Source organism: Hanstruepera ponticola, assembly GCF_012931685.1.
GTDB classification, from domain to species: domain Bacteria; phylum Bacteroidota; class Bacteroidia; order Flavobacteriales; family Flavobacteriaceae; genus Hanstruepera; species Hanstruepera ponticola.
Genome location: NZ_JABANC010000011.1, coordinates 14093 through 36093 on the forward strand (window position 1 = coordinate 14093; position 22001 = coordinate 36093).

23 protein-coding genes are annotated in these 22001 nt (G+C 34.2%); 4 read left to right on the plus strand and 19 right to left on the minus strand.

From position 1 onward, the window contains the following. Positions 1–26: 26 nt before the first annotated feature. The 9 genes from HGK31_RS14445 to HGK31_RS14485 form a co-directional block, all read right to left on the minus strand. A complete protein-coding gene (locus HGK31_RS14445; RefSeq protein WP_233451140.1) occupies positions 27–266 on the minus strand; it encodes a hypothetical protein in 240 nt (79 codons plus the stop codon). After that, positions 263–742, minus strand: coding sequence for a thermonuclease family protein (locus HGK31_RS14450; protein WP_191861048.1), 480 nt, complete (start codon positions 740–742; stop codon positions 263–265). Before HGK31_RS14450 ends, HGK31_RS14445 begins: the two co-directional genes overlap by 4 nt. A 9-nt stretch (positions 743–751) precedes the next feature. Continuing rightward, on the minus strand, positions 752–1657 hold the full coding sequence (locus HGK31_RS14455) for a hypothetical protein (protein WP_191861050.1): 906 nt from the start codon (positions 1655–1657) through the stop codon (positions 752–754). Positions 1658–1667: 10 nt separating this feature from the next. Continuing rightward, complete coding sequence (locus HGK31_RS14460; RefSeq protein ID WP_191861052.1) at positions 1668–2927, minus strand: ABC transporter permease; 1260 nt, start codon at positions 2925–2927, stop codon at positions 1668–1670. Positions 2928–2931: 4 nt separating this feature from the next. After that, on the minus strand, positions 2932–3321 hold the full coding sequence (locus HGK31_RS14465; RefSeq protein WP_191861053.1) for a hypothetical protein: 390 nt from the start codon (positions 3319–3321) through the stop codon (positions 2932–2934). Positions 3322–3351: 30 nt separating this feature from the next. Next, the gene (locus tag HGK31_RS14470; protein ID WP_191861055.1) at positions 3352–4035 is read right to left on the minus strand and encodes a hypothetical protein; all 684 of its coding nucleotides are present in this window, start codon (positions 4033–4035) and stop codon (positions 3352–3354) included. A gap of 189 nt (positions 4036–4224) precedes the next feature. Continuing rightward, positions 4225–4890, minus strand: a complete 666-nt coding sequence (locus HGK31_RS14475) for a response regulator transcription factor (protein WP_191861057.1) — start codon at positions 4888–4890, stop codon at positions 4225–4227. A gap of 1 nt (position 4891) precedes the next feature. Next, positions 4892–6553 carry a tetratricopeptide repeat-containing sensor histidine kinase gene (locus tag HGK31_RS14480; RefSeq protein WP_191861059.1) on the minus strand — a complete coding sequence of 554 codons (1662 nt, stop codon included), beginning with the start codon at positions 6551–6553 and terminating at the stop codon, positions 4892–4894. Positions 6554–6589: 36 nt separating this feature from the next. Continuing rightward, a complete protein-coding gene (locus tag HGK31_RS14485) occupies positions 6590–6757 on the minus strand; it encodes a hypothetical protein (protein WP_191861061.1) in 168 nt (55 codons plus the stop codon). A 345-nt stretch (positions 6758–7102) separates the two neighbouring features. Between HGK31_RS14485 and HGK31_RS14490 the strand changes: the two genes are divergently transcribed. Together HGK31_RS14490 and HGK31_RS14495 are read left to right on the plus strand one after the other, a co-directional pair. Beyond that, a complete protein-coding gene (locus tag HGK31_RS14490; RefSeq protein WP_191861063.1) occupies positions 7103–7753 on the plus strand; it encodes a hypothetical protein in 651 nt (216 codons plus the stop codon). 1386 nt (positions 7754–9139) lie between these two features. Continuing rightward, on the plus strand, positions 9140–9940 hold the full coding sequence (locus tag HGK31_RS14495) for a hypothetical protein (protein WP_191861065.1): 801 nt from the start codon (positions 9140–9142) through the stop codon (positions 9938–9940). Positions 9941–10131: 191 nt separating this feature from the next. Here HGK31_RS14495 and HGK31_RS14500 read toward each other — a convergent pair whose 3' ends face one another. The 10 genes from HGK31_RS14500 to hsdR all read right to left on the minus strand — a co-directional run bounded on the left by HGK31_RS14500 (position 10132) and on the right by hsdR (position 19435). Continuing rightward, the gene (locus tag HGK31_RS14500) at positions 10132–10662 is read right to left on the minus strand and encodes a hypothetical protein (RefSeq protein WP_191861067.1); all 531 of its coding nucleotides are present in this window, start codon (positions 10660–10662) and stop codon (positions 10132–10134) included. 7 nt (positions 10663–10669) lie between these two features. Then, positions 10670–11044 carry a GIY-YIG nuclease family protein gene (locus HGK31_RS14505; RefSeq protein WP_191861069.1) on the minus strand — a complete coding sequence of 125 codons (375 nt, stop codon included), beginning with the start codon at positions 11042–11044 and terminating at the stop codon, positions 10670–10672. Positions 11045–11048: 4 nt separating this feature from the next. After that, positions 11049–11618 (minus strand): hypothetical protein, encoded by a 570-nt coding sequence (locus tag HGK31_RS14510; protein ID WP_191861071.1) that lies wholly within the window; start codon positions 11616–11618, stop codon positions 11049–11051. A 9-nt stretch (positions 11619–11627) separates the two neighbouring features. After that, positions 11628–12023, minus strand: coding sequence for a hypothetical protein (locus HGK31_RS14515; RefSeq protein ID WP_191861073.1), 396 nt, complete (start codon positions 12021–12023; stop codon positions 11628–11630). Between the two features lie 75 nt (positions 12024–12098). Then, complete coding sequence (locus HGK31_RS14520) at positions 12099–12857, minus strand: hypothetical protein (protein ID WP_191861075.1); 759 nt, start codon at positions 12855–12857, stop codon at positions 12099–12101. Between the two features lie 121 nt (positions 12858–12978). Beyond that, a complete protein-coding gene (locus tag HGK31_RS14525; protein ID WP_191861077.1) occupies positions 12979–13221 on the minus strand; it encodes a hypothetical protein in 243 nt (80 codons plus the stop codon). A gap of 16 nt (positions 13222–13237) precedes the next feature. After that, positions 13238–14893, minus strand: coding sequence for a restriction endonuclease subunit S (locus HGK31_RS14530; RefSeq protein WP_191861079.1), 1656 nt, complete (start codon positions 14891–14893; stop codon positions 13238–13240). A gap of 80 nt (positions 14894–14973) precedes the next feature. Continuing rightward, complete coding sequence (locus tag HGK31_RS14535; protein WP_191861081.1) at positions 14974–16404, minus strand: class I SAM-dependent DNA methyltransferase; 1431 nt, start codon at positions 16402–16404, stop codon at positions 14974–14976. Then, on the minus strand, positions 16401–17063 hold the full coding sequence (locus tag HGK31_RS14540) for a hypothetical protein (protein ID WP_191861083.1): 663 nt from the start codon (positions 17061–17063) through the stop codon (positions 16401–16403). Before HGK31_RS14540 ends, HGK31_RS14535 begins: the two co-directional genes overlap by 4 nt. Continuing rightward, positions 17063–19435 (minus strand): EcoAI/FtnUII family type I restriction enzme subunit R, encoded by a 2373-nt coding sequence (hsdR, locus tag HGK31_RS14545; protein WP_191861091.1) that lies wholly within the window; start codon positions 19433–19435, stop codon positions 17063–17065. Before hsdR ends, HGK31_RS14540 begins: the two co-directional genes overlap by 1 nt. Before the next feature lie 399 nt (positions 19436–19834). Here hsdR and HGK31_RS14550 point away from each other — a divergent pair, with 399 nt between their 5' ends. Then, positions 19835–20185, plus strand: a complete 351-nt coding sequence (locus HGK31_RS14550) for a ribose-5-phosphate isomerase (protein ID WP_191861085.1) — start codon at positions 19835–19837, stop codon at positions 20183–20185. Between the two features lie 1041 nt (positions 20186–21226). Beyond that, the coding region (locus tag HGK31_RS14555; RefSeq protein WP_191861087.1) for an immunoglobulin-like domain-containing protein at positions 21227–22001 on the plus strand (775 nt) is incomplete at its 3' end.

Here is a 22001-nt window from a genome sequence, read left to right on the forward strand (position 1 = left end):
CGTAAGCCGAGTAATTTTATGTAAAATTAATCTTCCCAACCACAAAGTGTGCGCCCCAATTCTTTTGCGTCATTTATTGTGACTTTACTAATGGTTGCCTTGCAGTTAGACAGGCCTCGGCATGTTTTTTTATAATGGTATTTTTTACTGTATTTTCCTTTGCAGATGTAGACATTGGTTTCAAAGGTATTCATGGAAATAACCATTAAAAACATGACTGATAGGAACAGTACTTTTGTTAATTGATTCTCTAAAAGCGTTTTCATTTCTTTTTTCTTTTGGTTGATCGCCATTCCCATGGTGGTATAGCGTTTGGGTCTTGCCATAAACCTATTTTATTGAGTCGGGCGTAATTTTCTAATACTTGAAGTGTGCTATCATTTGAATATTTGACATAGTGCCATGCCATGCCGTTTTTAAGCAACTCCTTGCTTAAAGATAATGAATCATTATAAATGACATTACATATGTGACGGCCGTATCTATCCTTTTTTAAGAACTCTAGTTTCACTTCTTTATCATATACTTGCAGTGATGTGAATTGTTTGGCTCGTTTTGAAAAGGGCTGTTTGCGTTCTGGGCAATCAATATTAGCAATTCTTACCTTGATTAGTGTGGAGTCTTTAGTTAGTAATTTAAAAGTATCTCCATCTGTGATGGCTACTACATTACCTTCGACATAATTTTGAGAGTGTATATTTAATAAGAAGAATAATAAAAAAGGTTTAAAGAAATTCATCATTCATTAAATTTAATAATTTAATATGAAATCCTTTATCAACTCATCCATATTTGATGGCAATTCTGCTGTTTTTATCTCATACCTTTTTACACCCATACTATTAAACCAGTCTTTCCAGTATTTATTTATAATTTCTTCTTCATATGGATTTTTTTTATCTGGGTTAATTCCTAAAACTAAAATTTCCAATTCAGCAAGGTTTTCTGTTGCTGGAATAAATCCAAATTTCTCTTCATTTATTTTATTTAACCATGTATCACTATCCAGTTTCCATCGACGAATATCTTGAGGAGTTAAATAAGTCGTTAGGTTACTTTCCTTAATTTTTGAGTCTTTATGATATATATAACCATCTGTAAGAATGACTAAAATATTTCTAAAACCGCTTTCAATACAATAATCATTTACTTTCGTTTTAAAAAAACGCCAGGTATCAGAACCAATATATTCATTATCCTTAATTGCCAAGTTATAAATTTCTAATGGTTTTTCTGCATATGAACTTTTGACTTCATCTAGTAATTCTAGCGAAACGTTGTTTCTATCTACATGATACTTTAAATTTTTAGAAATTGTATTAATGTTCTGATTGTTTGGTTCCGGATCGAAATATAATTGAATTCTATCGTTCATTTCTCTAACTTTTTTAGTTCTTAAATGCAAGTCGAACGCCTCTGAAACTGAACGAATGTATGCTACATCACGCATAAAATATTCCATTGATTCATTAGGATACTTTTCGGGATTAATCCTATCTGATAAATCTAATAGTAAACTAATATTCAAGTTCTCTATATACTTTTCTTTAACTATTTTACTTTCTGAATTCTTTGTAACATTTTCTTGTTTATTATCATTAGCACAAGACATTGAAACAATTATGAGGAGACCTAGTACTTTTTTAATTGAAACCATAATAATTATTTTAATTGGTGTAAACTAAATTTTGATAGTCAATATCTTTGAGTTTCAGCTCCTCCAAATGTTCTTTTGATTTTTCTTCACATTTGTTTCTTAAATCGTCTTTTGATCTTGTAGGAAGTGCTAATTCAGCATTTATTGCCTGATACCAACCTTCTTTGTATTGATAATGATAATGTAAGTACTCTTTTACCGGAAAAACAAAGCCATCGATTTTGGATTGTAATTCAGATATTTTTCCGTTAATAGCCGTTATTTCGTGCTTTAAATTATCAACCTTTCCATTCAGTTCTTGAATACTTTGTAGTGCATTTTTTATCTCATCTTTTTTATTCTTTATAAACCCTTTAATCTTATCGACATTTTCATGCTCTTTCATCACAAAATCAAAAACCAACCCCCAAATTATATAAACCACAAAACCAGCGAATATTATACCCCAAAAGTTGACACTTTTGACTGCTATTTCAGGTGAAAAAGACTCCCCTAAAACACGATTGAAATCAAATATTTTTTTCTCAATTAAATAGGCCAAAATGACATCAAACATAAAGGTTAAAACAAATAAAGCCGCCAGTTTTACATAAGAAATGGTTTTCTTTGATTTTTGGAACATGTGGATTAAATAGCCAAGCCCCATGAATACAAAAGGAATGGTTCCAACAAAAAGGGCTTCTAACCAACCGTCTTTAACAGCTTTCGTAAAGGCTTCTGCATCAAAGATTGCTGCTGTTAAACTGCTTGTTTCAAAATCTTTAAAAAATGCTGAATAAGACGCAGAAATATAAAATACAAAAAGATATATTGTAATTGGAATTAAAATTAAAAGACCGATGTAAAATTGTGCCTTGGGTCTTTTATCAATGTCGATTCCATATTTATCTGGGTTTTGTTTAATATCTATAATATGAAATTTTTTCTCTTCGATTACTTTTTCGAATTTACTTTTTTGTTCTTCGCAGATTGAAAATGCAGTTTCTCTCTTTTTAAGTTCTGTTTTTTCTCTTTCTTGTTCTTCTTTATAAGGTTGTTTTAAACGTTCTTGTTCATTTAATTGCTTTCTACATAAGTTTTCGAAACTATTATATAAGTTTTTTAATCCGACTGAAAAGGTTACAGGATCGCCAAAGGCTTTTGTTGAAGCTCCATAGCCACTTTGATAATATGTTATCCTAATTTGTTCTCTAGCCTCTGATGTATCTTCGCTAACAGCTTCAGTATTGTTGGAGTTTTTTAGCTTGAAAATGTTTTTTATCGCTCCCATGATTTTACTTTAATTGTTTAATGATTTCATCTTTAGAAATATTTTTTTTTGCACATTCTAGGAGATAATCTGCTAACTCATTTATGTTTTCATCAAGAAATTGAAATTTTCTACAATACTTTTTTAATGTTATATATTCATCTTCAGTAACTTGATTGTCTGCCCAAATCATTACAGCTAAATCATATAGGTATTCCACTCGTAATTCTAAAGTTTCAGGGATGGACGAGTTGTGAGAAGGATTGAGTAATATTTCATTTAATTGCTCTACACTAACCCCTCTTTCTTCAGCAAACTTATATAACATTTGCATTTCTAAGACATCAAAATTATCATCTGAAAAAGCCATTTGATATAGTCTTAAAAAATGACTTTTTAATTCCGTCGTAATCATAAGTAAATATTTTGTTTAGTCCGTTTTCTATTATTGTCGCATATCATCAACCAATCTCGAAGTAGCATTTCTAATGAAATCCTCCAAAATATCTTTCTCAACTGTTACATAACCCTCTTTTTTCTTTTCTATTCGCTTCATACGCTGTTTAAAGGATTCACTAATTTCACATCCCAACCCTTCTGCACATGGCGCATAGTTAAACTTATAGGTTCCAGCAAATTCATTATTATCAATAAGCACCACTTTAAATTCAACGGCCGCTCCATATTGTTTATAGGCTCCATCCAATAATCCTTTTTTTCCTTTGTCTGTGTAATACTTATTGGTTTCATAAATAACTTCAGTATCTAATTTTATTAGTTCAATTATCAGATCTGTATCTGTTTTGGATTTGAGTTTTGCATAATCAACTGTGTTTTCATTATTTGATATTACTTGATTAAATAGATTTCTATCTCTAACAACAAACCCACTGCTCAAAAATTCCTTTTCAATAGCACTATACAAATAGCTGATATCATCTTCTTCCTCTGTTGTGAGAACGGTATTACTAGGTGTTCTTAGAACAATTTTTGGCGAAGAATTACTTTCTAAAAATTCAGCAAGCCTATTGGTTGTAAATATTTCGTTATCCGATGGTGTGAATTTTATATACTTTGTTGAACAACTGGAAAGAATAAACAGAAACAATAGAAATGAAAGTTTTTTCATAATGGCTTAATTAGTTAACTTTTCAAACTTAAACCCAATAGTCAAAACTTCCTTACGGAATTCCGTAAACAAAAAAAGGTGTACCTTAAATACGGTACACCCTTTATTTCCTACTTGAAAAAAATTAATTAATAGCAAGACTAAATTAAGTGAAGCTTTCCAACTTTCCTTACTGTTTTCCGTATTGAGTTAAATAAGTCCTAAATCTTTTACAATCGCCACTAGGTGTATGGCGTTGTTAGCCTTAAATTGAATGCGCAGTTTGTTTAAGCGTTTTTCAATGGAACTCAAACTGGATGGGCTAATATCATTTTCTTTAAACAACTGGCTTATTTGATCTTGTGAGAGCCCGTTAGCCAGTTTTTTCACCAAAAGAATGTCGTAATCATCGATTTCCAAATTGGATTTTTTGTTTAAGGCTTGTGAAACCTGATCAGATAAATACAATTCGTTCTTGTAAACTGATTTTACTGCTTCCGATAGTTCTATAAGACCTCGTCGACCTTTACATACATAGGCTTTAGCATGGAATTTTTTAACCAGCCTACGGACTTTTTGTATGCGGTCCTCTATGGAATAGACAATTATTTTAAGTTCGGGGAACTCTTCATGTAATGCTTTTATTAAATCCTCGCCTGATTCAAACTTTTGATCGCGATGATCTTTTTTAAAGGACAAATCGGTAATCAATAATTCGTAAGGGGCATTATCTAAAACCGCCTTTTTGATTTTTAAATAGGCGTCATCACAATACTGAACCGGCGTGACTTCTTTTACCTTTAAGGTTTCGAGTGCCGTGAGCATGCCTAAATTCATGCTTACCAAATCATCTGAAACTATTACTTTTTTGAACATGCTACACTTTCATTAAAACTTTAAAGCCTTTGTTTATTTCGGTTTTAAAAGTAATAGAACCGTTTAAAGAAAAAATACGGTTTTCCGTATTTAGTAGTCCGTTTTGTTTTTTTAGTGTGGTTCCCACACCATTATCCTTATAGTTTATAATGATTTGTTTGTTTTCAATTTTAAAGGCAATAGCCACTAATGTTGCATGACTGTGTTTTTTCATATTTATCATGAGCTCCTGAAGCACCCGATAAATAGCCTTTTTTTTCTTTACGGAAAGGTTATCCCAATTTATTTTGGACAATCCTGACACGATAACGTTGGTGGTTTGGCTGTTGTAACTTGACAATAAATCTAACAAGACTTCCTTAAAATTAGCTTCTACTTTTATGTCGTTATACTCACGGGATATGTCTCGTGTTTTATTATACACGGTTTCCAAATCATCCAACACGGTATCAGACTCCGCTACCTTATGCTGCATTTTGTTCATTATATGGTAAACGTCATTGGCGACTTCGTCATGAACTTTTTTGGAAATGCGCAGCTCTGTATTTGCTATTTCAATTTCTTTCTCTTTTTGGTACTTGCTTTTTAAGAAAATGAAAATGAAAAATGCCATTAGACCAATTAATAAGGCTAATAAACCATAAATGATTTTATAGGATTTCTGTTTTTCTATTTCTAGTAGTCGCTGTGCTGCCAGTTGCTGTTGTTTCTCTAAATCGTATTTTTTGGATGTATATTTGCCTTGATATATGAGTTCAGTCTGCTGCATACTGTCTTGCAATTCCTTGTACTTGCGGACATCTTTGTCTGGCTTTAAACTGACCAGCAATCCGAGTACAGCCATCAGTTCTTTTGGATTATTGGATACCTGTGCTAAATCTAAAGCCTTTTGGGCATAGAAATTGGCTTCCTCAAAATTATCGTGGCGTTTAAAGTGTTCGGCGATGTCATAATAACTCGACATGATATCGGATGGAGAATCCAATTTTAAACGGATGTTCAAGGCCTCGCTCAAATAATCCCAAGCCCGATTGTCCTGAAGCTTGCTGTAAACAATCCCTAAATTATCAGCACTTCTTGCTAGATTGACTGAATCGTTTATGGCTTTACTTTTATCATATACACTTAAAAGCACTACTTCGGCATTGTTCAAATCACCTTTCCTTAAATAGGCATACCCTATATTATTTTTTAAAATTGTCTTGTTTTTTTGATCAGATGTCAACTGTAATGCCTTGTCGTAATATGCATTTGCCTTGTCATACTCCATTAATGACCTGTAGGTTTTGCCCAAACGGTTGTAAATGCCAACTTTAGACTCGTTAGTTATTGCATTTACCTCATGATTTTCTAAAAGCCTCAAAGCCTCGATAGATGATTTTTCACTATCATGCAACATACCCAGTTCATTTTGAATAATGGCGATTTGTCTCAAGCTATATATGGCATTGGTGGTATCTCTATTTTTTAGTTGATGTTCTTTTTGATTTTTATAATAGGTAAAAGCGTCGATAAGATTGCTTTTTGTCTCTGGTTTCAATACCTTATTGTAATAATAAAGGCTACTATCTATTTGGTTGTTCCCTTCCTTGGTGTTTTGGGAAAACAAACCAAAAGGTATTACCAGAATTAAGAAGAGGAATGATTTTACATCGTTTATCATTCCTCTAATTTAAAAACTAATTGTTAATAGACAATATTATCCACCATCTCCAGGTGGTGGTGGTGGTGGTGGTGGAATTTCTCCTTCGTTACCACAGCAATCTTCGGCACTTACTTGTCCGTCATCTGAAATACTCGTAGGCGTACATGAATAAAATGCCATATTGAGGAAAACCGTAAGCATTATTAGATATATTTTTTTCATTTTACTGTTATTAAAATTTGACAATAGTGTTGCTGTCCAAGGGTTGTTGGATACTTGCATGGACAGCAGCACGCTAAATGTTTTGAGAAGACGTCGTTCTCGGGTTTTGAGAAGTTGGAGCGCAACACCTAGTAGTTTCTCTACTTCTCAAAAGGAAACCACAGGAGATTGCTACTCCATGAATTGATTTTCGCAAGCCTCTGCGAAAAGGCATAAATCAATTATGTAGCAAATGAAAAGATTAGCGTGAAAATGGTATGGAAAATGAATGGAAAACCCATGGAAAGGTTTTTTCCATGAGTATTTCCCAAATATTTGTAGTTTTAATACGGAATATTTCTTTGTATGAATGTCAATAAAAAATTAGTAGAACTTGTCTTTCAAAAAGCAAAAAACGATTCTGGATTGGAAGTTATGAGCCAACTTGCAAATCACGTCGTAACATCTATTGAAGAAGATTTTAATTTCATTATCAGTGATAGAGCTTTGCGTAATTACTATAATGAAGTTTATAAAAAAAACAAAAAAACGGTTTCAATAAGTGGAGAAATTGCCAATTATTTAGCACGCTTTTTGAATTATGAGGACTATTCTTCATTTGAAAAAGATCATATTGTTATTAAGGAAAAAAAACAAAAGAACATGCCACAAAAAGCTGTTATTGGCGGTTTAGTTGTGTTAGCTAGTTATTTTGGATATGAAGCAACAGCCCATAAATGCATGGCTTGGGTTGATAATACGCGATATGAGAAAACAAATTGTGAAAATGTCAACACAGTTCCTATTGATGAGAGATTACTATCCCACTTTAATCGTGTTGAGCCCGATAGTTCATATAAATTTTTTAAAGAAGATGGGTCACCAAATCTTTGGTATGGGAAATCTATCAATGGTGATTATGAATACTTCAACAACTATGGCATGCACCCCATCACAGGGAAGACTTTAAAGGGCATAACAAAATATATCATAGACAAACACGTACTTAAAAAATAAATAAATTAAAAAATCTTTGAAAGATAGATGCTCAAACCAATTATCTGTCAGACAATTATTTGGTCTTCTGAATCTGTGTGCAATATGTTCACCAATCAATTTTACCCTTTTATACAGATTATTAAATTATATCAATAAAAAGGTCGATAAAATTATCCGACTCAAAAACAGTGTTTTATTTAAATAATTTATATATTGAAGTCAAAATTATTATTAATCATAGTGAGCAAAAACCATCTCGTTTTTGAACACGTTTTGAATTGAAAACACACTTAACTAATTGATTTTTAGTTAGTTAAAATTTTCATAACCCGGAGGTCCCGAGTTCAAATCTCGGTCTCGCTACAACAGTAAAAGCCTGATGGTATCATCAGGCTTTTTTATGCCCCGAAGCGAAAAGCTTGCTTTTTAAGCGCAGGGGTGTAACAAAAGACCAAACAATACGCAGTACTGTTGGCTTTTACTATTGTATAGCTTCCCTTGTGAAGATTCTATAAATCTCAATTAGCATAACATGTTATCCCAAATATGGTAATATTAAAGTGGATCCTGAATCAAGTTCAGGATGACAAATTTCGTACTACGGCTTGTACTCGTGTATAGCATCCTTGGCGAAGATTCTATAAATCTCATCAAGTACTCCCCTCTTGATTCACTGATAGGTAAATCTAAAAAAAAGCACTTCAACGGTAAAAACAACCTGCCGTAACGCTTAAAAGAAAATTCTTACTGTTTGTCTTTTTTATTGTTGTATATACAACAGTGTATTTTATATTGGCTCTACCATAACATAAGTAGGTTAAGTTTTATGGTAGATTTGGGGCAAAAAAGGCAAACGTATCGTTTGTCTTTTTTCATTTGTGCCTATTTGGTTTGTACAATTTGCCCCATACGCTTCATTTTGTTTTGACCCGAGTTGACCCGAAGGACACCCGAAGGACACCCGAAGGACACCCGAAGGAGACCCGAAGGACCTACTAGTGAAAGTGTTAAATTTTAAGGGTTGGTGATTTTTATGGTTTTGGCAATAGTGTTTCGGGTGGGGCTGTAAATTGTTTAAAATTCCTACATTTTTTGGGGTTGTTTTTTGAAGATAATTTAGCGTTTTGCCTATTTTATTGATTTACCTCTTTCATTTTCAAGGTTTTGCATTTTGATTATTTAAAATCTTTTTTATAGGTTTGGATTGGATATTGATTTATTGACCTGTCCGGAACGGTTAGCATTTCAATTTCGATGGTACCGGTACCGTACCAATTTACTTCTCCCTAACTTATTAATAGCATTCGTTTATTTAACGGATGAGCAACCCCATGTCTCGTCCCATTTTTAACCAGACTGTTGTGCGGTATAGCCACCGCGCCGTAGTCCTAAAACCTATTTATTATGGCTAGAAACAATTCATTTATCAGACTAGAAGGCTCGCTGGATGGCTTGACTTTCTACCGAGCAAACGGCAAGAGCCTTGTAAAAACACAAAGCAAGGTTTCTAGAAACCGTATTATGAACGATCCTGCATACAAACGTACGCGTGAAAACATGCAGGAATTTGGTGGCGCTGCCAAAGCTAGCAAGGCTTTTAGAGAAAGTTTTGCGGGTTTGTCTAAAACTATTGGTGATACGTATATAAGTGCCCGCTTGAGTGGGATTTTGAAGCGTATTATAAAATTGGGTGCTGGTGAGCGTGGTGAACGTGAGCTAGACCTCGTGAGTTACCACGAGCAGTTACAAGGCTTTGAGTTTAATCAGACTAAACAGTTAGACTCTGTTTTTTACGCACCTATTACTGGGCCAACTATTAACCCAACACGTGATGTGGTTGATTTGACCGTGCCCGATTTTAATACGGACGCCTTTATTAATGCACCCGAAGGTGCCACGCATTTTAGCTTGATATTGGCAGGCGGCTATGTGAGCAATTATGTTTATGTGCCTGTGCTGAATGCCTATGAGCCCGACGATGATACCGTGAATGCCCGAGGTGGTTCAACTACCAGTAGCGCTATTGCTTTGGGTGGTATGGTTGGTAGTGCTACTACGCTACAGGTGGACTTGAGTGCGCTAGGTACGATTCCTGCCTCGAGTGTGCTTTTTGTAGGATTGGGTATTATATTTTACCAGGAAGTGAATGGTACTATGTATGCTCTGGCACAGGATCATGCCCTAAAAGTAGTTACTACTGGTTAGACTGGTAGCAACCTTATTTATTAGTTATTATAAACCCCGCTCTTGCTTTGGGAGAAGTCTGGAGCGGGGTTTTTATTGGTTTTATTTTTCATATGTTCATTTTTTATTCGTTCATGTTAATTGTTTTTTTGTACTCATGATGTGCTTCGCAATTGCTTGACCAAAAAACGAACCAAAAAAAATCAAAGAATTTAGGATTGCTTATCTGATTTTTGGTGTTTTTTTGAGTATTGCCAAAGAGCTCTATCTACTGTCCTTAAGTCTGAATTGAATCTCTTACCTAGCTCTCTACAATATGACGTATAATCTTTCCAAAATTGGTAATTGTACTTTGGTGTTTTGTCAAACCCTAGTGTAAATAAAGCCCTAAAATCTAGTATGGGATATTCATCTACGTGACAAAAGTGTAATATTGCTGAAGCAGTGGGCCAACTAACACCATTTAATAACGTTAAAATTTCAATTGCTAGTTGGTCTGATTTTGTAGTTAAAGAAATATGAGTGATTTCTTTAATATAATCCTCTGAATTTAAGAGACAAAGTGGCTGTGAACGAGGCGTTTTCCATTTACATATTTCAAGGAATTCGGATTTAGATAGATATTTTTTTCTTTTGGCTGACAAAGACAAATCCTTAAGAATATCATCAGTTTGATATTCGTAATTAAGAGCATAATATTTAAACTCTTGAGGTAATATTTTTAAGTTGAATATATGCATCATCCATTCATTATTTTTTAACACCAGTTCCAATATGTGCAGGACACAACAATCCAGCAGTTAAAGCTTCTAACAATGCTCTTTCTCTGTCATCTTCTAATACTATAAACTGAAATTTGCCCCAATCTCTTAAAACTATTTTATTTTTTTGCATATATAATTTAGAAAATGACGATTGATTCCACACATGATTTTGCAAACGATCATTTAGACCATTTTTTGCTCCATTCGTTTTACCTACATGCAGGGGTTGACTTTTATTATCATATACAATATAAACCCCTTGCTTTTTGCTAATATTTACTTTTCCTTTATCGGGAAACTCATAAATCACAGACTTAACAAGCTCATTATAAAGTTTCATCATTTTTTGTGGTTCACTCATAATATTACTTTTTCAATAACACATCTTTTGCAATATTTATTACGCCACCTGCAATCTCACTTTTATCACCAATTGCTGTATTTACTAATGTACTTATTGCCTCCTTATTTAATTTGAAGTTTTTTAAATCATGAGTTTCTAAAACAACTATTTCTGGTTTGAAAGCTGGAGCACCTTTGACAAAGAATTGATATTGATACCCTATTTCTACTTTTTCTGTTTCTCCGAATGCTAATAACTTATCTTTCTTTTCCTTAAAATGTCTTTGATATGGAAAAACTTGAACTAAAAAATCTTTAGCAAAATTATCTTCAGCCATTTTCTTGCCTTTTTCATAGCTAGCTCTTTCAACATCCACTAACTGTTTTCTTAATTCAAGGATTTGATTGTTTAGTTCTTCTGATTTTTCAATCACTTTTTTATTAATCTCATATTCTCTATTAACTGTTGCATTATTTACATCATGATTTAAAGCGTTTATTTTTTTTGAAAAATTATCCATTTGATGCTTGTGGTATAAGTACCACATAATTGAAACTAAAATAGCGGTTATAATTATTTCCATTAATGCCATGTGAAATTGTTATTTAATTGTAATTCTAACTTTTGGCAAGTCTTCTCTATTGTTTATCCTAATTGTCACATCCTTTGTTTTACTATCTGTTTCTGATGCAGCATGAGCTTCTTGCCATTTATTATTTTCAAATAATTCAAACAAAACATGGGGGTTTTCTTTTTTGTGCGACTTAAATGGAATTATAATTTTCGCCGTATTATCTTTTACAATCCAATCAGATGGTTCATATATTTTAGAAATTGTTTTTCTCATTAAGAAAAGCAAGTATGCTCCTCTTAATGCAAACAAAACTCCAAAAGCTGAAATAAAATATTTAAAATTTAAATTACTTATATAAACACTAATATGTGCAATAATTGCTGATAATAATGTGAGAGCTAATGCCCATTGACTTCTATTCATGATAACAGTTTAATTAAAAACCTCGCTAAACCAACTTTTTATTAGTTGGTTCATTTGATTTACATTATTTGTGATTCAACTTTTTAAAGAGTTGTATTTTTTCCAGCCATTTCCATCAATGACCTCTGTTATGTTGCCAATACCTGATGACAAACTATTGGTAAAGATAGGTGCTTTTAAATCTCCTAAATTATTTTTACATATCTTACTGTAGATCATTGTTTCTTGATTTAATGAAATAATAACTATTATTATACTTTTATCTCCATTCCAATCATTTCCAAATTGTTTCAATGATTTATGTAATTTATCTAAAATACCTGTTCCTGCTTTGTTGCAAAGTGTTCCTCTATTTGTGTTTTTAAGTAGGGTAATGAACAAACCATTTTGTTTTTCATGCATTAATTTTAGAATATCCTTTGCTATGCTTTTATAGGCTGCATTTTGATGCTTAAATTCTATATTTAAAATACGATTGTATATTTCCCCTTCTTTTTTAAAGACACACATATCAATTAAAGCCGATTGCCCATTTTCTTTAATTTTTATTTTAACAATATCATTTCCAAAGTAATACTTTGCTTGGGTAGGTGTTTCTATAGAGTAAAATAAATTAGTGTTTTCTTCCTTGAAAACTTCAATAAATACTTGCCGTAGTTCCTGTTCTGAAATTCTATCATCACCACCAAACTTTACAGGAAAAATGAGCTGCTTATTTAATCTTGTGTTATCAGACTGGCTATCATTTCGTTTGGTATCATATTTTTCATAACCTATTGCTTTTAACCTAGGTAATAACTTTTTGCAGATTGTAATTATTTGTAATTCTTCCATCTTTTATTTTTACTCCTCCAAAAACTACTTTAAACCACTTTACATATTTTGGTCTACTTGGGTATATCTTATTTCTATTCCTTTAAGCTCAATGTATCAATCCATAACATTTGGTCTAACCTTAATCAGTAAAATACAGTTTACGCTGACCTATTTTTTTGTATTTTACTTTACCCTCATTTACTAGTAAACCGATAATAGACCAAGACAGATAATTTTTCTGACTACCTTCAAAATCTGATTCAAGATTAAGTGAACGCGCAATATCACTATTACCAACTCCTTCTGGATGTTGATTAATTACTTCTAAAATGGCCTCTTTTAAAAGTGAAACTGCATGAATTGATTTTTCTTTTGGACTCATTGTATTAACTATTAATTTAATTGTTTTCAAAAACCTCCCTCAAACAACTTTGCATGAGTTGCTCTATTTGGGTTTGGCTGTTTTCTATGTGTTCTTCTAAACTATCGCATAAGGCCATTAAACTATTGACCTGCTTTACAATGGCTTTTTGTTCTTCGAGTGGTGGAATAGGCATAACTATTTTCTCAATATTGTCCTTTCCAATATTTGGTTGAGCATTTTGATTTATTCTTTCCCTTACTAATCCTTGAAACAATTCAGATTCTAAAATCACATTTAAAAAATCAATTGAAAGTATTTCTTCATTTGCAAAAAAGTTACCAACGCGATAGTTTTGAACAACTACACCATAATCTTTATCAACTCTTGTTACCTTACCAAGAGTCCCCCCGGTTAAGGCCATTAATAGATGTCCTTTATATATCAATACGTGCTCAAATTCTTCTTCCCGACTTGAATCAATGAAATTACATTTAGAAAAATCTAAAGTTCCGTCAGCTTTACATTGCCCGATTTTTACGACCGGGATTCCTTCTTCCACAAAATCATGTTTTCTAAATTGATATCCATGTCGTAAAGAAGCTACATCAATAAATCTACACCATTCCCAAGTTTCCACAAGTTCAAAAGGTATTTCTGATGGATCAATTTTCGATAGTCCTTTTTCTTTTTCAATATTTGCTAACTTTCTTGATACAGATACAATTTTTAGGTTTTGAGAGCGCCATTTTGACGTTAGTTTGCCTTGAATGGCTAATTGTAATATGGTTTCCCGTAGTTGTTTTACATTCTCTTTTTCGGTAAAAAACTCGGTAAAACGGGTATGTAAAAATTGCCATTCTTGATTAACATTTTCTGTTTGTGCTAAACGTTGCAAAGCCGAGGTGACAAAGTCTTCTTTGAGTTGTATTCTGGTTTTGGTTTGCTCTTCTAATTGCTCTACTTCTTTAAACAACTCATTGACTATGGCTACAATGGCTTTTTGTTCTTCGAGTGGTGGAATAGGCATAACAATTTTTTCAATATTATCCTTTCCGATATTTGGTTGTGCGTTTTGGTTTATCCTCTCTCTAACTAATCCTTGAAATAAATCAGATTCTAAAATAACATTTAAAAAATCAAGAAATAGAATGTTTTCATTTGCAAAAAAATTTCCTACACGATAGTTCTGAACAACAACACCATAATCTTTATCAACTCTTGTAACTTTACCAAGAGTTCCTCCTGTTAAAGCCATTAAAAGGTGTCCTTTAAATATTAATACGTGTTCGAATTCATTTTTTCGATTTGAATCAATAAAATTACATTTTGAAAAATCTAAAGTTCCATCAGCTTTACATTGACCAATTTTTACCACTGGTATTCCTTCTTCTACAAAATCATGCTTTCTAAATTGATAACCATGTCTTAATGAGGCTACATCAATAAATCGACACCAATTCCAAGTTTTGTCTAATGTGAAAGGGATTTCATCACTTTCAATTTTTGAAAGAGCTGTATGATTTTCAATTTCAGCTAACTTTTTAGAAGTAGGCTCAACATTTGGATTTTTTAATCTCCAATTTGCAGTTAATTTTCCTCGTACCGCCAATTGCAGGATAAAGCCTTTTAGTGCTGACGCATTTTGTGGCTGCTTGGTAAGGGTTTTAAAATGTTGTAAGAGGTGTTTCATATTTGTGGATTCCTGCCTTCGCAGGAATGACAGTTTTTATTATAGAGATTGCCACGCTCGTTCCTCGCTCGCAATGACAGTTAGTTTAAGGCTTCGTTGAGTACATCCATAATTTTTTGCTGGATGCTGTTGATGCTTTGTTCCGTTATTTGGTATTGTTTTAAAATGTCTTCTGGTGCGGCTAAATCGTCTGCTTCTTGGTATGGGTTTTTAATATCCAAGTTGTAGTTGCGTGCTACAATATCCTCTACTGGTACTTTCCAAGCGTATTTGTTTTCTTCGCGCTTGTTCCACCATTTCTTTTCTAAATCGAACTCCTTGATTCGAATCGGCTTTGTTTTGTTATAGCTTTTTACGCCTTCGGGATAGGGATGTTCAAAATACCAAACCTCTTTGGTGGGTGTGCCTTTTTCAAAAAACAACAGGTTGGTTTTAATGCCTGTGTATGGGTTAAACACTCCATTGGGCAAACGCACTATGGTATGCAGATTGCAACGCTCTAACAATTCTTGTTTGAGTCTGGTTTTTACGCCTTCGCCAAACAAGGTGCCATCGGGTAAGACCACTGCGGCACGTCCGTTAGATTTTAAGAGTTTTATAATTAATGCCAGAAACAAATCGGCCGTTTCCTTGGTTCTAAACTTGCTCGGGAAATTGGTTTCGGTACCATCTTCCTCTATACCACCAAAGGGTGGATTGGTGAGAATGACATCTACCTTGTCTTTGCTGCCCCAATCGGCATAGGGTTTGTTTAAATAGTTACCACGATTTACCGCTGGTAAATCGAAACCGTGCAGCATTAAATTGGTGGTACACAATAAATGCGGTAAGGGTTTTTTCTCTATACCACGAATGGCTTTTTGCAACACATCGCGGTCTTGTGGTGTTTTTACCTGATTGCGCACATAGTCAATCGTGCAGGTTAAAAAGCCTCCTGTACCACAAGCTGGGTCTAACACGGTTTCGCCCAATTGCGGATTGATGATATCTACCATAAACTGGGTTACGGCTCGCGGTGTGTAATATTCCCCAGAGCTACCTGCAGATTGTAGTTCTTTTAAAATGGTTTCGTAAATATCGTTAAACAGATGACGGTCTTCTGAACTGTTGAAATCTATTTTATCTATCCCGTTAATTACCTGACGGAACAGGGTTCCGTTTTTCATATAGTTGTAGGTATCTTCAAATACCGATCGTATGATTTTGGCTTGTGGACTAATGGTAATGTCCAACTCCTTTAATGTTGGGAATAACTCGTTATTAATAAAGTCCATTAAGGCATCACCTGTGAGACCTTCATCATCTTCTGCCCAGTTGTTCCATTTTAAATGTTCTGGAATAGGGCTTTCGTAATCATCTATGGTGATTTCCCATTCCTCTTCTTTATCTGCAAATATTTTCATGAATAGCATCCAGACCATTTGCGAAATGCGTTGTGCATCGCCATCGACTCCTGTGTCTTTTCGCATGATATCGCGAATGCCTTTTATGTTGGTTGTTATGTTACTCATATAATTCTAGGATTGTTTTTTAGACCATTATTAACTGCAAAATCAATAATCTCATCAGAGTCAATTATCAATAAAGGATTAGCTTCATCAAAATAATCTAGTTCTACTTTTATAATCATTAGAAGATTTTTATTAATTTCAAATAGTACTCCAACTTCTGCAGTAGTTCTCATTGTTATTTGGTTTGTAATTGGACTTTTTTTTTCAAATATCTTGTATATTGGAATAATACTATTCAGTCTCCCTTCAATTATAGTATCAACTTTTTCTGGAGTTTCATTAATATATTGAACAGAAAAGTTCATGTAATCTTTCTTCCAGTCTAACCGATAAAAAAGACGTAAAGTAAATTCTTTATTTTCTATATAAATTGTATCAGAATTTTCAGCTTTAAGTAGGCAAATTTTCGTATTAATAAAATCTCTAAAAGAAGAGTCTATTTGAGAACTGAATTGATCAACCTTAAACCGATAGCCTTCATCATCAACTATGTTATGTTGTGAGTCAGTGATGTCAATTGGTAAATTGAAGAATTCATTTCTGTTTTCTATTTTAATTCCAATAGCGAGATGCTCACAATTTATATGTGGTATAATATTATATTCTTCTGGAGAATTTAATTTATCAAGTTCAACTTGTAATGGAGATTTAGAACTCATTAAGCCCCTTCTTTATAAATTTCGTTTTCCAGTTCTTGTACAGCCTGTTCAAAGTCTTTGCGCTTGCCAAAAGCACGCACCAATTCTACAGGCGAACCCATTTGGCTTAAGGGTTGTACTTTTAAAACAGAGCCTTTTTCTATGGATATAATGCCTTCTTGCTCGTATTTGTCTAATAGTGTGTACAATATGCGTTGCGCTGTTTCACCATATTTAGCAAAATAATTGCGCTTCCGAACCTTGTTGGCGCGCTCTTGTCTGGTTAGAGGTGGTTGGTCGAAAGCTATGTGGCAAATTAAATCGAAAGGATCTAAATCTTGCCCTACTTCTTCTTTTAGGGCTTCAATTAAGACGCCATGATCTGCTAATTCTGCCAACAATTCTTCTTTACTTTCAGTGGTATTCCATTTTTGAATAAACTGGTCTATAGACCTGTACTCATTTTTTATATTGGATTTGGTGTAATCTTTAAGTGTTTCAGTAATGAGCTTACCGTCCTTACCATAATATTGTACGCGCTCGTTAGCCACAGTGACTTTTACATTATTAACATAGTACTTTTGAACTTCTTGTTCTTCTTCGTCTATAGTTATGTCCGGAATGGTTGGTGAGACAAAGCCTCCAAGATCACCTTCTTTGTTTGTCTCTTCTTCATTATCTTCAACATCTGGTGGTACAACTGGATCCCCTTTGCCTGGTTCGTAAATTTGTACTGGGTCGCCATCGAAATCTGGGTCTGCAAACAGGTTTGTTGCTTTACGGAAGTCCATTATTGTAAAATATACCTTGCCATCTGCTTCACGAATACGAGTTCCACGACCTACAATTTGTTTAAACTCGGTCATGGAACCAATGTTGGCTTCCAACACAATAAACTTCACCATTTTGGTGTCAATCCCAGTAGTGAGCATTTTTGAGGTTGTGGCAATAACAGGGAAACGTTCTTCTACGTCCGTAAAGTTGTCTAACTCTTGCTTGCCTACCTCATCATCGCCTGTAATTTTCACACAGTAGTTCCAATGCTTGGCTACCAAGTCGGCATTTTCATTTATTAAGGCTTGGCGCATACGATTGGCATGATCTATGTCTGTACAAAAAACGATTGTTTTTGCATAGCGGTCTGTGGCTTTTAGATATTCGGTAATCTTTTTAGCCACTTCAATGGTGCGTTCATCAATTACCAGATTTCTATCATAGTCTTTCAGGTTATAGATACGGTCTTGTACTTCGTTACCGTATTTGTCAATTAGTCCAGCCGTCGGTCGCCAGCCTTCGTCCACATTCATAGAAATACGCACGACTTTATAAGGTGCCAAGAAACCATCTTCAATACCTTGCTTAAGTGAATAGGTATACACAGGCTCTCCAAAGTATGCCATATTAGACACGTCTTTGGTTTCTTTTGGTGTGGCGGTCAAACCGATTTGGGTAGCTGAATCAAAATAATCTAACACTTCTCGCCATGCTGAAGCTTCGGAAGCCGAACCTCTGTGACACTCATCTATCACTACTAAATCAAAGAAATCGCGACTAAACTCCTTATAAGCGTTTTTGGATTCATCTGTACCTGTTAAGCCTTGGTACAATGCAAAATAGATTTGATAGGATTTATCAATCTTTCGGTTTTTAATGATATGCATAATATCATTACCAAAGGGTGAAAAGTCGCCATTTTTGGTTTGCGTCAATAAGGCGTTACGGTCTGCTAAAAACAGGATGCGTTTTTTAACGCCATTCTTCCACAGTCGCCAAATAATATTGAAAGCGGTATAGGTTTTACCTGTGCCTGTAGCCATAACTAATAAGATTCTATTTTGGCCTTTTGCTATGGCTTCTACTGTTCTGTTTATGGCATTTTGTTGATAGTATCTCGGTGACATACTACTGTCGTCCAAATAATATTCCTGTGTCACTACTTCTTGGACTTGAGGTTTGTCCAATCCTTCTTTTTGGCTATACTTATTCCAAAGAGCCTCGGGTGAAGGGAAACTGTCTAGCGTAATTTCTTCTTCGACTTTTCCTGATGATTTTGTTTTATCGTGAAATACAAAGGAATCGCCATTAGAAGTAAAGACAAAAGGAATTTGCAAGATTTCAGAATACTCTAAAGCCTGCTGCATACCGTCTCCAACTTTGTGTTTGTTATCCTTTGCTTCAATTATAGCAATTGGAATATTGGGTTTGTAGTAAAGAATATAGTCGGCTCGTTTCTTTTTACCTCGCGTGTATAATTTCCCCTGAACGATTATCCGACCATCAGTGAAGGAGACCTCTTCCCTAACCTGCGTGCGCATGTTCCATCCTGCCTTTTGAATGGCTGGATTGATGAATTTGGTACAGATGTCTCTTTCAGATAGTTGCTTTTTATTCATAAACACGGCACTGCCTTTGACAGTCATAATTGAAATTCATTAGTGCTATTACTTTAGGGAGAGATTAAAGATAAAAAAAGAAATGGAAATACAATGTTTGGGGTTTGGTTTTTGGTTTTTGGTGTTTAGTGATTGGTGATTGGTGTACTTCTGCAATGCTTGGAATGAAATATGGTGATTATCGATGAATAAAAAAGAAAAGATAACCAATCATATTTCTGCCATACCGCACTGGATACGGCATACATAATACCTTACTAAAAAGTGGATCCTGAATCTCCCGACGCTAGCGGTCAGGACAGGATGACAAGAGCCTAAATCACAATAACCTACAAATAAAAATGAAAAGACTAACCAGTCTAAATAATCACTAACTTTACCCAACAATAGAATCAACCCATGCCCAAAACCCAATACCGCATCTATGTAGTGGAACTCAAAAAGAAGGTTTTTACGGAGAACGCCAAGTTCCGTGCTGCCAATCCGCAGTTTAATGGTGTGTTGGAGTGCCTGTATGTGGGTATGACCAGTAAGACACCCCAAGAGCGCTTTATGCAGCATAAAACGGGTTACCGGAATAAAAAGGGTTATAAATTATCGGCTAACATTGTTGAAAAATATGGGGCTTACCTCCGCCCTAGCCTCTATAACCATATTGATCCTGTAAGCACCCGAGCCGAAGCCCTTAAACTGGAAGCAGCATTGGCTTTGGAACTGCGTAGGAAACGGTATGCGGCATGGTATAATTAAACATGCTTTTCTCGATACAATTTTACTTTATATAATTACGTGAACTGATAACAACCTTAAACTGTTAGATTGCTGCGTTACCAGAGGTTTCAGTTTAGTTTAATTAGTTTTTATTTTAATTCTTTTTTGCATTGATCAAAAAAGAAACAAAAAAATCTAGGCTTCATTTTCACCCCTTGAAAACCTAAAGTCAAGACTTTGTCATGCACATTGCAATCGTTTTACTTGGCAATGCTCCACTTCCCTCTATCGTCTTGACTAGGTTTTACTACGCCATAAAAATGAGGCCATTTATTTAAAAAGGATTATTAGATTCGTATCAAGCTTGACTTATTACTTTTTAGAAAAGTTTACCGTATTTGGATGCGGTATCTAAGTCTGCAATTAAAATTGAATGAGCTTAACTGCGTTATATTGACCTATTGACAGGTCACTTTACTCCGTATTATTGGACAATAACTATTTTGTGTATAAATTAATAAGGAGTTTTAAGGATGGGGTTGTTATATATACAAACACAGCACACAAATAATTTGAAACATACAGTAAACTTCTGGAACGGAGTCCCTAAAAAGAAACAAATTTTTGAATGCATATATAGTTTAAGTTGGTTAAAAAGAAGCATCAAAAAACAGGAGCATTTTGATGCTTTTTTGTTTCGACAAACGCCCTTTTTACTCGGTGTAAAGTATAAAAAACACGATGAAATGCATTTTTTTATAGGAAATTTGATTTTTTCTTTTTATCATTGTGCTAAATAATTGAATAAAGTTATGCTAGTGAGTTTGTTATCTTAAACAAAATAAAACGATAACTTAAATAACTCACAATGTTTGGTTTACGGTTCTATACAGAATAAAATGGTATTTGAACGAATATATTTGTTCTAGGGTCGTAATCACAATAATTTCGTTCTATCCCTCTTGAACAGTTAATAGCTAACTAGTGCTAAATAAAAGCTAAAGTTCAATTAATCCATTTAAAAATTTTGGCTTCATTTTGGTTATTGGTTAACGCCCCATAACTTTTAACTATTTGAGTATGAGAAAAATTACGTTTAAGTTACTTATTGTATCTTTTTTAATAATCCACAGTGTGGGTTATTCTAAAGTCGTATATGATAGTCATCATCCTACCGATGCGAATCTCACTACTATAGATTCAAAATCCGCCATTAACAATTTTGTATCCTTTAATCCATACACGGAAGCTAGAGCTTTGGCTATAGCAGTTTGTCAAGATATTTCTGTGAACCTAGATGGTTCTGGTAGTGCCACTATTGTTGCTGCTGACATTGACAATGGTAGTATTGGAGATGGGTTCTCCATTGATATATCCAGTTTTTCATGTACTGATGTTGGAACACCCGTAACCGTTACCTTAACAGTTACGCAAAGTTTAACAGGTACAAGCGATACTTGTACAGCACAAGTAACTGTGCTTGACTCGCTAATTCCTACTATAACGTTAAATGGGGCAAATCCGCAAACGTTAGAAGCTTGCGGTTCTTATAATGAATTAGGTGCAGTTGCTAATGATAATTGTGCTGGTGTGGGTGCTGTGGTTATTGATGCTTCGGCTGTTAATATGAACGTACCTGGTAGTTATACGGTTACCTATAATGTGGATGATGCTGAAGGTAATTCAGCAACGCAAGTAACACGTACGGTGAATGTTGTTGATACAACCGATCCGACTATCACGCTTAATGGTGCTGCTACAGTAACTGTTGAAGCCTGTGGAACATATAATGAATTAGGCGCTACTGCTGATGATGGTTGTTTAGCTATTGGTGCAGTAACGGTTGATAATTCTG